This is a genomic window from Marinobacter aromaticivorans (assembly GCF_002806975.1).
GTDB classification, from domain to species: domain Bacteria; phylum Pseudomonadota; class Gammaproteobacteria; order Pseudomonadales; family Oleiphilaceae; genus Marinobacter; species Marinobacter aromaticivorans.
Genome location: NZ_NIHD01000003.1, coordinates 280767 through 296302, shown reverse-complemented (window position 1 = coordinate 296302; position 15536 = coordinate 280767). Strand labels below are relative to the sequence as shown.

At 56.0% G+C, this 15536-nt stretch carries 12 protein-coding genes; 5 read left to right on the top strand and 7 right to left on the bottom strand.

The window, feature by feature from the left end:
* Positions 1-10: 10 nt before the first annotated feature.
* The gene (locus tag CDH48_RS06500; protein WP_100687912.1) at positions 11-1549 is read left to right on the top strand and encodes a general secretion pathway protein GspF; all 1539 of its coding nucleotides are present in this window, start codon (positions 11-13) and stop codon (positions 1547-1549) included.
* A gap of 69 nt (positions 1550-1618) precedes the next feature.
* Here CDH48_RS06500 and CDH48_RS06495 read toward each other — a convergent pair whose 3' ends face one another.
* The gene (locus CDH48_RS06495; protein WP_227520970.1) at positions 1619-2641 is read right to left on the bottom strand and encodes an FAD:protein FMN transferase; all 1023 of its coding nucleotides are present in this window, start codon (positions 2639-2641) and stop codon (positions 1619-1621) included.
* Positions 2641-3171 carry a methylated-DNA--[protein]-cysteine S-methyltransferase gene (locus CDH48_RS06490; RefSeq protein ID WP_100687911.1) on the bottom strand — a complete coding sequence of 177 codons (531 nt, stop codon included), beginning with the start codon at positions 3169-3171 and terminating at the stop codon, positions 2641-2643. Before CDH48_RS06490 ends, CDH48_RS06495 begins: the two co-directional genes overlap by 1 nt.
* A gap of 246 nt (positions 3172-3417) precedes the next feature.
* Between CDH48_RS06490 and glpD the strand changes: the two genes are divergently transcribed.
* Positions 3418-4923 carry a glycerol-3-phosphate dehydrogenase gene (glpD, locus tag CDH48_RS06485; RefSeq protein ID WP_100687910.1) on the top strand — a complete coding sequence of 502 codons (1506 nt, stop codon included), beginning with the start codon at positions 3418-3420 and terminating at the stop codon, positions 4921-4923.
* Here glpD and CDH48_RS06480 read toward each other — a convergent pair.
* The gene (locus tag CDH48_RS06480) at positions 4878-5492 is read right to left on the bottom strand and encodes a uracil-DNA glycosylase family protein (RefSeq protein ID WP_100688101.1); all 615 of its coding nucleotides are present in this window, start codon (positions 5490-5492) and stop codon (positions 4878-4880) included. The two genes, glpD and CDH48_RS06480, sit on opposite strands and share 46 nt — an antisense overlap.
* A gap of 120 nt (positions 5493-5612) precedes the next feature.
* Here CDH48_RS06480 and CDH48_RS06475 point away from each other — a divergent pair, with 120 nt between their 5' ends.
* Positions 5613-6365 (top strand): nitroreductase family protein, encoded by a 753-nt coding sequence (locus CDH48_RS06475; RefSeq protein WP_100687909.1) that lies wholly within the window; start codon positions 5613-5615, stop codon positions 6363-6365.
* A 47-nt stretch (positions 6366-6412) separates the two neighbouring features.
* Positions 6413-7861 (top strand): pyruvate kinase, encoded by a 1449-nt coding sequence (gene pyk / locus CDH48_RS06470; protein ID WP_100687908.1) that lies wholly within the window; start codon positions 6413-6415, stop codon positions 7859-7861.
* Positions 7862-7926: 65 nt separating this feature from the next.
* Here pyk and zwf read toward each other — a convergent pair whose 3' ends face one another.
* Positions 7927-9402 carry a glucose-6-phosphate dehydrogenase gene (gene zwf / locus CDH48_RS06465; protein WP_100687907.1) on the bottom strand — a complete coding sequence of 492 codons (1476 nt, stop codon included), beginning with the start codon at positions 9400-9402 and terminating at the stop codon, positions 7927-7929.
* A 209-nt stretch (positions 9403-9611) separates the two neighbouring features.
* Between zwf and CDH48_RS06460 the strand changes: the two genes are divergently transcribed.
* A complete protein-coding gene (locus CDH48_RS06460; protein ID WP_100687906.1) occupies positions 9612-10490 on the top strand; it encodes a MurR/RpiR family transcriptional regulator in 879 nt (292 codons plus the stop codon).
* Between the two features lie 75 nt (positions 10491-10565).
* Here CDH48_RS06460 and CDH48_RS06455 read toward each other — a convergent pair whose 3' ends face one another.
* The 3 genes from CDH48_RS06455 to lon form a co-directional block, all read right to left on the bottom strand.
* Complete coding sequence (locus tag CDH48_RS06455; protein ID WP_100687905.1) at positions 10566-12419, bottom strand: SurA N-terminal domain-containing protein; 1854 nt, start codon at positions 12417-12419, stop codon at positions 10566-10568.
* Between the two features lie 116 nt (positions 12420-12535).
* Complete coding sequence (locus tag CDH48_RS06450; protein ID WP_100687904.1) at positions 12536-12808, bottom strand: HU family DNA-binding protein; 273 nt, start codon at positions 12806-12808, stop codon at positions 12536-12538.
* A gap of 238 nt (positions 12809-13046) precedes the next feature.
* On the bottom strand, positions 13047-15464 hold the full coding sequence (gene lon, locus CDH48_RS06445) for an endopeptidase La (protein WP_100687903.1): 2418 nt from the start codon (positions 15462-15464) through the stop codon (positions 13047-13049).
* Positions 15465-15536: the final 72 nt, after the last annotated feature.

The window sequence follows — 15536 nt, the reverse complement described above, 5'->3', positions numbered from 1 at the left end:
GACTACGCTCATGTTGATACGAAAAAAACTTAAACGGCCCCTGGCCAATGGCGAGCCCCTACTGCACGAAAATCACTCGCGGCCACGCACTCGCAGGGAGTTTATTGCCCAAGGCTTGCGGGCAGGCACCGCAACGGTTGTTGGCTCGTCCATGCTCGGCCTGTTCGTCAATCCCCGCATGGCTGCAGCAGATCTGTCAGAGCAACTGAAGGCCGAGTGTGGTATCGGCATCGCCGGCGCCGGGAAGATCCCGTTTATCTGTTTTGACTTGGCTGGAGGTGCCAGCATTGCCGGCTCCAATGTGCTTATGGGCAAATCTGGCGGACAAATGGATTTTCTGAGCACCGCCGGCTACAACAAGCTCGGGCTGCCCGGGGACATGCTGCCAAACGACCCTGCCTTTGTGAACACCGAGTTGGGGCTCGCATTTCACTCTGACAGCGGCTTCCTGAGGGGGATCTTGCAAAGCACCAGCATTCTCACCCGCTCCAAAACTAACGGTGCGATTATTGCGGCACGCTCAGAAAACGACACTGGTAACAACCCCCATAACCCCATGTATGGCATTTATAAAGCCGGCGCCAACGGCTCCTTACTCTCCCTGATTGGATCTCAAAGCACAGAATCAGGCGGCAACTCCATGGCGCCCATCAACCTGATTGATCCGAAAGTGCGCCCCACCAAAATAGACCGCCCAACCGATGCCAAAGGTCTGGTGGATGTGGGCGATCTGACATCCATACTGAATCAGACTGATGCGGTTTCTGTGATGGAAGCCGTACAGCGCATCAGTGACGCAAAAATGAACCAGGTCAACACCAAACTCGGCACCAGCGAGGACACCGAAATCAAAAAGCTGGTGCGTTGCGGCTATGCCAAGAGCGCTGACCTGATTGATACCTATGGTGAACCGGCAATCCTTGACCCGGCTGAGGATGCATTTATTGTCGGGAATAGTGGAATTTTTACCGAGCAAGAGTTCGGTGCCAGTCGGGAATTCCAAAAAACAGCCTCTGTAATGAAGCTGGTGGTAAACGGCTTTGCGGGTGCTGGCACTATTACCATGGGTGGTTACGACTACCATACCGGCGAGCGAGCCACCGGTGAGCGGCGAGATGAACTTGCCGGGCGCTGCATGGGCGCCTGCCTTGAATACGCTGCGAAAGTGGGAAAACCACTGATGCTGTACGTATTCAGTGACGGCTCAGTATCGAGCAACGGCAGCCTCGACGACTCCGAAGACGGCAGGGGCAAAGGCGTTTGGACAGGCGACAACCAACAGACCGCTGCTTCATTTTTTCTGGTTTACAACCCGAGCGGGCAACCAACTGCAATTCGCAACCAGATTGGATTTATGCGCGCTGATGCATCGGTGGAGACAGCATCCAGCCCGGCTGCAAACAATGTAAACCAGTTGGTGCAAACGGTTTTGCTGAACTACATGGCATTGCACGACGAACAAAGTGATTTCGCTTCAAAATTCGTCGGGCATGGCCTCGGAAATTCAGCAAGTCAGGACCGGTTGATTGCTCTGGAACCTATAGTCTGACCGCACTACACCACCAGAATCCGAAAGTAGCTCTCGATAACTCTCTGGACACCGCCCCGGGCATCCGCTTCACGATTCCGGGGGCGCCAGCCCCTCCGAAAAATGCATCACCCGCTGATCATCAATAATGATCGCATCAATACCCGGCAGCTTTTCTATCATTTCCAGCCCCTTCTCCGGACCCAGAACAAAAACCGCCGTTGAAAGCCCATCCGTTGTCAGCGCATCGTTGCCAATGATGGTAACGCTCTGGACACCACGCACAGATTTGCCGGTGCCCGGAGAAAGAATGTGATGAACACGCTCGCCCTGATCATTGATAAAAAACCGCTCGTAATCGCCGGATGTTGAGATAGCAAGGTTTGCAAGCGGCAATACCACTGCATTGCGCTTGTCTGAACGGGGGTCCCGAACGCCCACCAGCCAGGGCCGGCCGCGCTTGTCTCCCAGCAGGCGCATATCGCCACCGGCACTGAGCCGGGCATGGCGGACGCCAGCCTGCACGAGGCGTTCTATACCAAGATCTACCGCATAACCTTTTGCTATGCCGCCGAGATCAACCAACAGCCCTTTCCGTCGAAAGAAAACTGTTTGATTCGCCTCATCCAGCATTATGTCCTGATAATTGATCCGATCCAGCCGCGACCGGATCTCTTCATCCGATGGCTGCTGCTGCGCGCGGTAGTCGTAAAGGTAGCCGATGGAGCCAAAGCTGACATCAAATGCGCCACTGCTGAGTTCCGCAACTTCCCGGGCTTTTGCCAGCACCCGAAAAAGATCCGGGCTGACCGGCACCGGGTTCACCGCGGCCTGCCGGTTAAGGCCCGAGAGCTCGGAATCCTCGCGGTAACGGCTCATGCTCCGGTCTACCTGGTGAAACACCGCCAGAACGTCCACTGCTATGGCATCGGCAGAACTCTGGTGTGTGTGCCAGAATTCCAGTTCTACTGGCGTGGTCATTGCGGTATCCGTGTATCTGAACCACTGGGCCTGAACCGGAGACGGCAACAGCACCATAAACAGGAGCATGGCGGAAGGAATACAACCGGCGATTCGGCGATTGCGGAAACTGCTTAAAAGCTGCAACAACATCAGCGCTCAGACAACCCCTGCTCGTGGCTTAATACCGCCTGTTTGCGCTTGAGGCCCCAGCGATAGCCGGAGAGGCTACCGTCACCACGCAGTACACGATGGCATGGCACAACCACGGCCAGTGGGTTGGCGGCGCAGGCCCCCGCTACCGCCCGCGATGCAGAGGGCATTCCCATGCGCTGGGCAATGTCGCCATAGCTGGCTGAGCTGCCGGAAGGAATCTCCTGCAGTGCCCGCCACACTTTGCGCTGAAAGTCTGTACCACGAAGATCAAGCTCAACAGTGAGCGGTTTACGACTGTCGATCAGATAACTCATCACATTGGAAAACCAGTCCGCACGGGAATCATTGGCGTGCCTGAGCGTGGCGTGCGGGAACCGGCTGGCCAGATCAGCAACCAGTTCCTCCACTGACTCCCCCGGCAGGACGGCACATACACCCCGGGCCGTGCATGCCACCAGAATTTCACCAAGGTAGCAGTGGCCGGTTTGCCAGGTAATTGTTTCACCCTGTGGGCTTTTACCCGTCATGGAAGACTCCTCCCCATGGGCTATTCAGGTTTTGCCGATGCTCGGTGCGCAAGCGCAGTATGACTCATGTCAGTGAGGGTGCAAATACAATGTCACCCCTATACCCCGAGGTTCAATCCGTAGCAGTTCACGCTTACCGGGGCCCGACAGGTTCAGGGCGTCAAATAAGCGGCCGTGCCTGTGACAACAGCGCCTTTATTTCAGGCACAATGACGGCTGTAAACACTCTCTGGTGGAGAATTTTCCTTGCAGCAGCGCGCATTTGATCTTGTGGTTATCGGGGGCGGCGTCAATGGTACCGGCATCGCCATGGACGCCGCCGGGCGGGGCCTGAATGTTCTGCTTTGTGAAATGAACGACCTGGCTTCGGCCACCTCATCCAGCAGCAGCAAACTGATCCATGGCGGCCTGCGCTATCTGGAACATTATGAGTTCCGCCTGGTCCGGGAAGCCCTGGCGGAACGCGAGTCGCTGCTTCGCAACTCACCCCATATCATGTGGCCCATGCGCTTTCGCCTGCCCCACCAGCCACACCTGCGCCCGGGCTGGATGATCCGCACCGGGCTTTTTCTATACGACCACCTGGCCCGACGGGAGTTACTGCCGGGTTCGCGCTCTATTACCTTTGACAGTGGCGGCCCTCTGAAGCCGGAAATTACCAAGGGCTTCGAATACTCGGATGGCTGGGTAGATGATGCCCGCCTGGTTGTGCTCATGGCCCGCAAAGCACAACAGATGGGTGCCACCATAAAGCCCCGCACCCGCTGCACCCGCGCTTTACGTGAGGGAAACAGCTGGGCAATAACACTGCAGGACAGATCAACAGGCGCCGAAAGCACAGCCTCGGCAAAAGCGCTGGTGAATGCCGCAGGCCCCTGGGCCAGCAAGCTCTTTGCAGGAACCATTGCCGCCCCCGCACCCAAACAGATTCGCCTGGTAAAAGGCAGCCACCTGGTGGTTCCGCGCCTGAACAGCAGCGACGAAGCCTACATTCTGCAGAACGAAGACGAACGTATTGTGTTTGTGATTCCCTATGAGGAGCACTTTTCCCTGATTGGCACAACCGATGTGGACTACGACGGCGACCCCGCTCTGGCCCGTATCTCGGCGGAAGAAACTGACTATCTCCTGAAAATTGTAAACAGCTATTTCCGGCACCAGACCTGCCCGGAAGATGTTGTCTGGTCTTATTCCGGGGTGCGACCGCTCATTGATGATGAGGAAAACGCCCAGGAGGCCTCCCGCGATTACGCCTATGAGCTGGATTACGATCACGGCCAGGCACCGCTGATGTCCATCTTTGGCGGCAAGATAACCACCTATCGGAAGCTTGCCGAGGCTGCCACAGACAGGCTCTGTGAGTTTTTCCCCACGGCCGGCGCGCCCTGGACAAAAACCGCCGTGCTGCCCGGAGGCAACTTCAACAGCAAGCCCTCACTCCTGGCGGAACTGAAAAACGGATTTCCCTGGCTTCCGGTGGAGTTGGCACAACGCTACGTAAGGACCTACGGCACCGCATGCCGGGAATTCCTGGCAGGCCTGAATTCTGTTGCAGACATGGGCATGCTTTTCTGCGGCAATCTGTATCAGAAAGAAGTGGACTACCTTGTAGCCCGGGAATGGGCACGAACAGCCGAGGACATACTCTGGCGCCGAACCAAGCAGGGCCTTTACGCATCCGAAGCACAGACACAGGCACTGGAGGGTTATCTTTCATCCCCTTCAGCCAAAAGCCCGGCAACCCGCTCCTGAAGCTCCGGAACCACTTCCGCCTCAAACCAGGGGTTGCGGCGTAACCAGAGATTGTTGCGAGGGCTCGGGTGCGGCATCGGCAGCAGGGCTGGCCAGTATTGACGCCAGTTTCTGACATTTTCCGTAACCGATCTTTGCGCACCGTCCGGAAGATGCCAGGCATGGGCATACTGGCCAATAACCAGCGTCAGGCCGATATTGGGTAATCGCTCAAGCAGCGGGGCGCGCCAGGCAGGGGCGCATTCGAGCCGGGGTGGCAAGTCACCGGACCTGCCTTTACCGGGGTAACAGAAACCCATGGGAAGAATGGCCAGCTTGCGGTCATCGTAGAAGGCTTCCCGGGTTATACCCATCCATTGCCGGAGCCGGTCGCCACTGGGGTCGTTGAAAGGCAATCCGGTTTCATGCACGCGCTTTCCCGGAGCCTGACCTACCACCAGAATACGGGACGCCTGTGACAACTGCACAACCGGCCTCGGCCCGAAGGGCAGAACCTCCGCGCAGATGGTACAGGCACGGACCCGGCGAACCAGTTCATCAAAAGACAGCTTTGCGAGGGTATCCGTCATAGGCTCCGCGTCATCCGGGTGATTGCATAACAGGCGTTTTCCCGTAACCATATAGCTCGAAAATCAATGCGGCAAGCCATCATCCTGCTGTTGCGCCGCAAATCCAATCAGGAATAAACAATGAACGCAAAATCTGGCCATCTCCCCTTGCCCGCCTTGCCGGAGATCGATGTTGAAGAATTCCGCAAGGTGGTTCGCAGCCGCCGCTCTGTCAGGCGTTTCACGGATGAGCCCATTCCGGATGCCGTGCTTGCGGATTGCCTGGAGCTGGCCACCCTGGCACCCAACTCCAGCAATCTGCAGCCCTGGGAGTTTTATGTTGTCAGAACACCGGAACTGAGGGCCCGGCTCGCAGAAGCCTGTCTTGGCCAGAATGCTGCCACCACGGCCCCCGTACTGATCGCAATTGTTGCCCGGCCGGACACCTGGCGCAAGCACGCCCGCCTTGCCCTTGAGGACTGGCCAAAAGATGAAAAGCTGCCGTCTATCGTTGAGAAGTACTATAAAAAGATCGCCCCCATTCATTACAACCAGGGGCCCTGCGGTCTTCTGGGGGTGGCCAAAAAAACCGCGGGGCTGGCGTTGGGGCTGGCCCGCCCGGTTCCCCGTGGGCCCTACTCGGTGAATGAAATGAAGGTCTGGGCGACCAAATCCACAGCCCTGGCCGCAGAAAACCTGATACTGGCCCTGCGTGCGCACGGTTTTGATTCCTGCCCGATGGAAGGGTTTGACGAGTGCCGCGTGAGAAGACTCCTGAAGCTGCCCCGCAAAGGCCTTGTCACCATGGTTCTGGCGGCGGGCCGTCGCGCCGAAAACGGCGTGTATAATCGCCAGTACAGATTTGACCGGAAAAACCTGATTCGCTACCTGTGAAATACCGGGATACATTTATTACCTAATCGCATCTAAAGGATAAAACCATGCTCAGGCGCACCAAGATTGTCGCCACTCTGGGCCCGGCGACGGACACACCGGAAGCCCTTGCCGCCATTATTGCTGCAGGTGTTGACCTCACCCGGCTCAACTTTTCCCATGGAACCGCGGATGAACACCTGGAACGTGCCCGCCTGGTACGTGAAGCCGCAGCAGCACAGGGGCGTTTCGTGGCTCTGCTTGCGGATCTGCAAGGCCCCAAACTTCGCATTGCCCGCTTCGCCGGCAACAAAGTCACCCTGAAGGTTGGGCAAACGTTTGTTCTGGACACCTCTATGGATAAAGAGGCAGGCACGGAAGAGCGTGTTGGCATCGACTATGAACAGCTCATTGATGATGTAAAACCGGGCGATATTCTGGTGCTGGACGATGGCCGCATTGAGATGGAAGTACAGTCTGTTGACGGGCACAGCATCACATCATCGGTTCTGATTGGCGGCCCGCTGTCGAACAACAAGGGCCTGAACAAGCGTGGTGGCGGCCTTTCGGCCGACGCCCTTACCGCGAAAGACAAGCAGGATATAGTCACAGCCGCCCGCATGGGTGCGGATTATGTGGCTGTGTCTTTTGTCCGCACTGCCGAGGATATGCATACGGCTCGCCGGCTACTCAGGGAAGCTGGCTCAAATGCCGGCCTGGTTGCGAAAATTGAGCGTGCAGAGCTGGCGCACAACGTGGAAGCGCTGGATTCGGTGATTAAAGCGTCTGACGCCGTTATGGTGGCGCGCGGTGACCTCGCCGTCGAAATCGGCGATGCGGAGTTGGTAGGTGTGCAAAAACACATTATTTCACGGGCCCGGATACTCAATCGTCCGGTCATTACCGCAACCCAGATGATGGAATCCATGATCACCAACCCCATGCCCACGCGGGCTGAGGTATCGGATGTGGCCAACGCGGTTATGGATTACACAGATGCGGTCATGCTGTCTGCAGAAACCGCCGTGGGTGATTACCCGGTACAAGCCGTGGAAGCCATGGTACGAATCTGTATGGGCGCAGAGCGACATCCTTCAATGCACCAGTCGAAGCACCGGATGCACGAGAGCATGGAACATATAGACGAGGCAGTCGCCCTTTCCGCCATGTATGCAGCCAATCACCTGACTGGCGTGGCAGCTATCATCTGCATGACCGAGACTGGCGCTACCCCCAGGCTGATGTCCCGCATCAAATCCGGCCTGCCGATCTTTGCGTTTTCCCGGCACCATTCCACGCAACACCGGGTTGTGATGTATCGGGGTGTTCAGACCATCCCGTTTGATTCTGAAGAGATTCCGAACCACGAGACCAATGCCCGGGCGATTTCCGAGCTGCTGGACCGCAATGAGGTGAGCGTGGGGGATCTGGTTGTTATCACCAAAGGCGATTACATCAATGCCCAGGGTGGCACCAACGCCATGAAGATTGTCAGGGTTGGCTCTGAAATCAGCTGATATCCCGAAGGCTGCCAGCCGCAATCCCGCCGGGATGCGCGGCTATGCCGTCCGGCAAATCCGGTTCAGGCGTCTTCATACCAGCTCCTTCCATCACGGGTGATCATGGCAATGGCGGCCACCGGCCCCCAGGTTCCTGCTGCGTATCGCTTCGGCGGATCACCCCCGTCACTCCAGTTCTGAATAATCCGGTCAACCCAGCGCCAGGCGTGTTCCACTTCGTCGCGCCGCACGAACAGGTACTGATTGCCTTTCATGATCTCCCACAGGAGGCGCTCATAAGCATCGGGGATTCGCCCGATTTCAAAGGTTTCCGAAAACGTCAGTTCCAGGGGCCCCTGGCGCAGCCGCATGCCTTTATGCAGGCCCTGATCCTTGGTGAGTATTTTAAGTGCCATTCCCTCATCCGGCTGCAATCGGATAATCAGCTTGTTGTTCGCCAGATGCTTCTGGTCCGGATCAAAAATGTAATGGGGAGCCGGTTTGAAGTGAATAATAATCTGGGACAGTTTTTCGGGCAGGCGCTTGCCGGTTCTTATGTAGAATGGCACGCCTGACCAGCGCCAGTTGTCGATTTCCACTTTCAGCGCCACAAAGGTTTCCGTCTGGCTCCTTCTGTTGGCCCCCTCTTCTTCCAGGTATCCGGGAACCGGCTTCCCCACGCTGGTTCCTGCCGTGTACTGGCCACGCACCACGCAGGTTTCCATCATATCCGGGGTGATGGTACGGAGCGCTTTGAGCACTTTTACTTTTTCATCGCGGAGGCTGTCGGCGGACAGGTCAGAGGGTGGATCCATGGCGATCAGGCATAACAGCTGGAGCAGGTGATTCTGGACCATGTCGCGGATCTGCCCGGCCCTGTCAAAGTAACCCCAGCGGCCTTCAATACCCACGCTTTCAGCCACGGTGATTTCCACATGGGAAATATGATTCTGATCCCACTGGGAGGCGAACAGATTATTGGCGAAGCGCAGCGCGATCAGATTCTGCACGGTTTCCTTGCCCAGATAGTGATCAATCCGGAAAAGCTGATTTTCATTATAGACCTCAGCAAGCTCGTCATTGATCACGCGGGATGATTCAAGATCGTGGCCTACCGGCTTCTCGACAACAACCCGGGTCTTTTCGGTACAGCAACTGGCCGAATGGAGATTGCGGGCAATCACCCCGTAAATGGACGGCGGGCTGGCCAGATAGACAATAAGCTGACTGTTTTGCTCGTCGCGCCAGCCGTTGAGCACCCCGAATCCCTCCTTGTCGTGGAATTCAAGAATCTGGTACTCAACCCGCTGCAGGAAGGCCTCGGCTACAGAACGGTCAAACTCTTCAGGCTTGATGCTCTGCTCCAGCCTTTCCAGCAACAGCTTGCGAAGCCCCGCGGTATCAAGCTCCCGGCGGGCAAGCGCGAGTATTCTGCTGCCATCGGCTATCAGCCCACCCCTTTCCAGCTGGTAAAATGCTGGAAACAACTTGCGCTGGGCCAGATCACCCAGGGCGCCAAACAGCATAATGTCGCAGCGGGCAGTGATTGTGTTGGCCATTGACCCTTCTCTCCTGTGTATCAGGCATTAGCAACGCCTGCTTCAATCATGAATGTAGTAATTTTATCCAAATAATGACAGAGGTTTCCGGTCAGCCCAGGGGATGTGCCGTAAACGTGATACGTTTACTACTCAAAATACGGTAAAATCCCGGTATAATCAGCTCGTATTCAATAATCGTTTTATCCAGAATTCAGGGAGTAGCTTTGATGGCCGCAAATCAGGCGCATCGTGATGACAATCTGCTGGAAGATATCCAGTCCCGGCTGGACACTCTTAACAAGTCAGAACGAAAGGTGGCTGAGGCAATCCTGCGGGACCCCAGCGCCGCTACGCGGTACAGTATCGCAGCCCTGGCCCGGGCCTCAAATGTCAGCGAGCCCACGGTTAACAGGTTTTGCCGGGGGTTTTCAGCTACGGGATTTCCGGACTTCAAGATTCGACTGGCCCAGAGCATCGCAACCGGCACACCCTATATTGGCCAGAATATTGAACCGGACGACTCGGTTGCCGAGTTTGCAGACAAGATCATGTTAAGCACGATTGCCAATCTGGACAAGGCACGGCAAGCGCTTGATCCCCAGGCCTTGGCCACGGCTATTGATTATCTGATTCAGGCCAAGCAAATCAACTTCTTTGGCATGGGAGGCTCGGCCTCTGTCGCACTTGATGCACAACACAAGTTTTTCCGCTTCAACATTCCGGTCATGTCCTATGACGATGCCCTGATGCAACGAATGGTAGCCGCGGGCGCAAGTGTGGGAGATGTTATTGTAATGATCTCCTACACCGGGCGTACCAGAGAAACCGTCGATATCGCCCGCATTGCCCGGGATAACGGTGCTACGGTAATTGGTATCACCTCCCCGGACTCGCCCCTCGCAGAAGTATGTACTACCGCGCTGGAAATCACGGCTCCGGAGGACATTGAGGTATACATGCCCATGTCATCGCGGATCATTCATCTTACCGTTATCGACATTCTGGCCACCGGCGTTACGCTCAAACGCGGCTCCGACTTCCTGGTGCATCTCAAGAAAATCAAGGACAGCCTGATGCCCACCCGTTTTCCGTCCAACGCCGGCTGACAACAGAACTTTCTACAGGGCGAAAAAAAACCGGGCAAAGCGCACACCTGCCCGGTTTTTTGTTTCCGATCGGCTCTAGGGCCGCGAAACTTCGGCCCTGTTTCTCAGGTACTGCTGATAAGCCGCGTATTCCCGCTGACCCTCGAGGGAGGCCAGGAAGCTGCGCAACTGATCCAGTTCAGCGTCGCCTTCTTCGGTAGTACCTTCATTAACGGCATCGAGTGCGACCACTGCAACGCCGTTTGGCACCATCGCGGAACCGTAACTTGGCGCACCATCGTCCGGACGTGCCAAAGAGAAAGCAGTCTGGACAATTCTCTGGTCAACATCTGCCCCGTTGCGCGCCTGATCTTCAAATTCCTTCCAGTCGCCGGCACCAAGGGCATCCAGGGACTGGCCTTCCTCAAGGCCGGCGATAATGGCATCCGCGCGCTCAGCAAGCAGCTCCCGGGTCTTACGGGCCCTGAGACTTTTGCGAATATCGTCCTGCACTTCCTCCAACGCAAGTTGCTGGGCTTCACGGTATTCACGGACCCGGGCGACAACAGAAACATTATCACCAACGTCGATCAGCTCAGTGTTATAACCGCCTTCGAGCACGTCTTCAGAGAACAGCTGGCGCACCAGGCCAGGATGATCAAACGGCGCCTGACCTCCATTTCTGGTGACACCGGTGGCTTCACGAACTTCCAGCCCCAGTTCCTCGGCAGGCCCCGCCAGATCATCGGCAGCGTAGGCAGAATCGGCCAGCTCGGCCCGCACTTCTGCGTATTTTTCCTGGGCGCGCTCACGGGCAAGCTCGTTGCGAAGCTGTTGTTCAATTTCAGCCAGCGGTGGCACCTCGGAGCGGCGAACATCATCCAGGCGAATCAGATGCACACCAAAGCTTGTTTTCACCGGGCCTGATACCTCACCCTCCTCAAGGGCAAACAGGGCTTCTTCAAAGGCCTCGTCATACACGCCTCGCCCGGCATAGCCAAGGTCACCGCCTTCCTTTGCGGATACCGTGTCCACGGAGAATTCTTTTGCCAGATCCGCAAAACTCTCACCAGCCTGCAGGCGCTCTCTGATATCGGCCAGGGTCTGCTCCGCGTCAGCATCGTCTTCCACCAGAATATGAGACGCCCGGCGCTCTTCCCGTGCCAGATCGTCAGCACGCTGCTCGTAGTAGGCTTCCAGCTCTTCCTGGGTAATTTCAATTTTCTCCGCCAGGGCGCCCAGCGATAAGGTTATGTATGCCGCATCAACCTGTTCCGGCTGCTGGAAAGCGGCACTGTTTTCCTGGTAAAAAGTCTCGATGTCTGCATCTGTGATCTCGATTTCATCGGATACAGCGCTTGCAGGAACCTCAACTACACGGAAGCTCCTGGTCTGATTCTGAATTCGCAGAAGCTGTGCAGCGTTCTCGTCGGCAACAAGACCGCTTTGCATAATGCCGGCGCGGATCTGGTTGACCACATACTGCTTGCGCATGGCTTCCCGGAACTCACCCACACCCATGCCCAGGTTGCGTACAGAGGCTACAAAGCGATCACGATTGAACTGGCCATCCACCTGAAACTGCGGCATCTGGGTAATCAGCGCATCAATATCGGCGTCATTAAGCGCAAGCCCCTGGGCCCTTGCATCCTGAATCAGCACCTGCTCCTGAATCAGTGAATCGAGCACGTCTTTACGGATCTGGTCATCGTTCAGCATGGCAGGGTCGGGACGCTCCATCCCGGCCAGGCGCCTCTGGCTCTCCATCTGGACAATGCGCAGGAACTCCCGTTCGGTAATGTCTTCACCGTTAACTGTCGCCACTTCCGGCTCGCCGGAGAAGCCGCCTACAATGGCGTCCATTCCCCAGATGGAAAGGGACACGATCAGCAGACCGATAATGATCTTGGCAATAGTGCCTTGGGCATTTTCCCGAATATCTTGAAGCATGTGTCTCCCGAACCCCTTTGCGGGTGCACTTAACGTAAAAAGGCGCACCCTGTCGGAATGCGCCTTGAATTCTTCTTGGCGACTCCTTTGGACGGGAGCCGCCGCAGAAAGAACCGTTACTTAACGGCGTCTTTCAGGGCTTTACCTGCTTTAAACCCGGGCACTTTGGAAGCCGCAATCTTGATTTCGGCACCCGTTTGCGGGTTACGCCCTGTGCGCGCAGCACGGTCTTTCACGGAGAAAGTACCAAAACCGATCAGTGTAACCTGATCGCCTTTTTTGAGGGCACTGGTGATAGAGCTGGTCATTGCGTCCAGAGCACGGCCGGCGGCGGCTTTGGAAATATCTGCAGACTCTGCAATTGCATCAATTAGTTCGGACTTGTTCACACTAAACCCCTTCGCTTTCAGGTTGAAGATGTTATAGGTCGGATTGTTATTTCTAGGACGTTCCCGACTATCGCATAAGCGGTCGGAGAATTCCATTCTTCGGTTTTCTTATTCCTTTCGGCATTCAACCGGTGATCGGAATAGGCACATACTGCGCGGGAGCCCTTGGTATTGGCTGCTTCACGGCGAAACAGTTATACCAATGGGCTCTCCGGCATGTCAACAACTCATCGTGGGTTTAATGTGTATTTATGCGCTCTGCACTGTCACTTTCATCGTCACGGGGTTTGCCTGACCCCACCTCGGATGATGACCCGGCACCATGAGGCTCGGGTGCGTAGGCAAGCGCAATATCCAGCACCTCATCAATCCATTTGACCGGGCATATCTCGAGTGATTCCTTGATATTTTCAGGTATCTCCTTGAGATCTCTGACATTTTCATCAGGAATAATAACGGTCTTTATACCACCCCGGTGTGCCGCAAGCAGCTTCTCCTTGAGGCCACCGATAGCCAGTACACGACCGCGAAGCGTTATCTCACCAGTCATCGCAACGTCTGCCCGTACCGGAATCCGGGTCAATGCAGAAACCAGTGCTGTGCACATGCCAATACCGGCACTTGGGCCATCTTTGGGTGTCGCACCCTCGGGTACGTGCACGTGCAAATCGTGTTTCTCGTGAAAATCATCGGCCACACCAAGCCCGGAAGCACGGCTTCTGACCACCGTGAGCGCGGTCTGGATGGACTCCTGCATTACATCACCAAGAGACCCGGTTTTGACCACTCTGCCCTTGCCAGGGGTAAGCGCACACTCGATGGTCAGCAGCTCACCGCCCACCTGAGTCCACGCCAGGCCCGTTACCTGCCCGATCTGATTCTTTTCCTCCGCCAGACCGTAGTTGAACTTGCGCACACCTGAATAGTGTTCAAGCATTTCGGGCTCGAGGACGATGGTTGACTTGTCATCAGCCTCCACATGTTCCCGCACGACTTTGCGGCAAATCTTGGCGATCTCCCGCTCAAGCCCCCGAACACCGGCCTCGCGGGTGTAGTAACGCACGATGTCACGCACGGTGGCGTCGGGCAGCGTGAGTTCATCCTTGCGCAAACCGTTGGCCTTGATCTGCTTGGGCAACAGATAACGCAAGGCAATATTCACTTTTTCATCTTCTGTGTAACCCGGAATCCGGATAATTTCCATACGATCCAGGAGCGCAGGCGGAATGTTCATGGAGTTGGATGTACACACGAACATCACATCAGAAAGGTCGTAATCCACTTCCAGATAATGATCATTAAATGTGTGATTCTGCTCCGGATCCAGAACTTCCAGTAACGCAGATGCCGGATCACCCCGGTGATCCATTCCCATCTTGTCGATTTCATCGAACAGGAACAGCGGGTTCTTCACACCAACCTTGGCCAGCTTCTGCAGCAACTTGCCCGGCAGTGCGCCAATGTAGGTTTTACGGTGCCCCCGAATCTCGGCCTCATCGCGAACACCACCAAGGGCCATCCGCGTGTACTTGCGGTTTGTTGCCCGGGCAATGGACTGGCCCAGGGATGTCTTACCAACACCGGGAGGGCCTACCAGGCACAGCACAGGGCCTTTGACTTTCTTTACCCGGCTCTGAACTGCAAGGTACTCAAGAATGCGCTTCTTCACTTCGTCAAGGCCGTAATGATCCTCATCGAGAATCTGTCTGGCCTTTTCAATGTCGTGCCGCACCCGGCTGCGTTTTTTCCAGGGCACTGCCAGCATCCAGTCGATATAACCCCGGACAACCGTTGCCTCAGCAGACATGGGGGACATCATTTTCAGCTTGTTGAGCTCAGACTCGGTTTTCTTCCGCGCTTCTTCCGGCAGGCCGGCTTCTTCCAGCTTTTGCTCCAGTTCCTCAAAATCGTTATTACCCTCGCCCAGATTACCCATTTCCTTCTGGATAGCTTTCATCTGTTCGTTCAGGTAATACTCTCGCTGGCTGCGTTCCATCTGCTTTTTGACGCGGCCACGGATGCGCTTTTCCACCTCTATAAGGTCAATTTCGCCATCCAGTTTGCCCAGAAGCAGTTCCACGCGCTTTCTGATATCGAGCGCCTGCAGCAACTCCTGTTTTTCCGGAATCGACATTTCCAGATGCGCGGCCATGGTGTCGGCGAGGCGATCCAGATCTTCGATTCCGGTGAGCGCATTGGAGACTTCAGACGGCACTTTCCGGGACAGTTTTACATACTTTTCGAACTCGCCCATGAGCGTCTTCAGAAGGACATCTTCCTCGCGCTCAGAGGCTCCAGTTTCGTCCATCAGCATTGCGTTGCCAGAGAGATACTCGGCTTCCGCTATATTACTGATCGCAGCGCGGGCGTTGCCCTCAACCAGCACTTTTACGGTGCCGTCCGGCAGCCGCAACATTTGCAGTACTGTGGCCAGCGTGCCCATTTCAAACACATCACTCGGGCCTGGCTCATCTGTGGATGCATCCTTTTGGGCTACCAGAAGGATTTCCTTGCTTCCTTCCATCGCAGCTTCCAGAGCCTGGATGGATTTTTCGCGGCCCACAAACAGTGGGACCACCATGTGCGGAAACACCACTACATCACGAAGCGGAAGCAGCGGGTATTCTTGCACGGTATCTTCGGGTATCCGGGTCATAAGGAATCCTCTGACGGTGTTTCATTCAACATACCACCCTTCATTGGGGCGCGCGCTGAAATTGCAATCTTT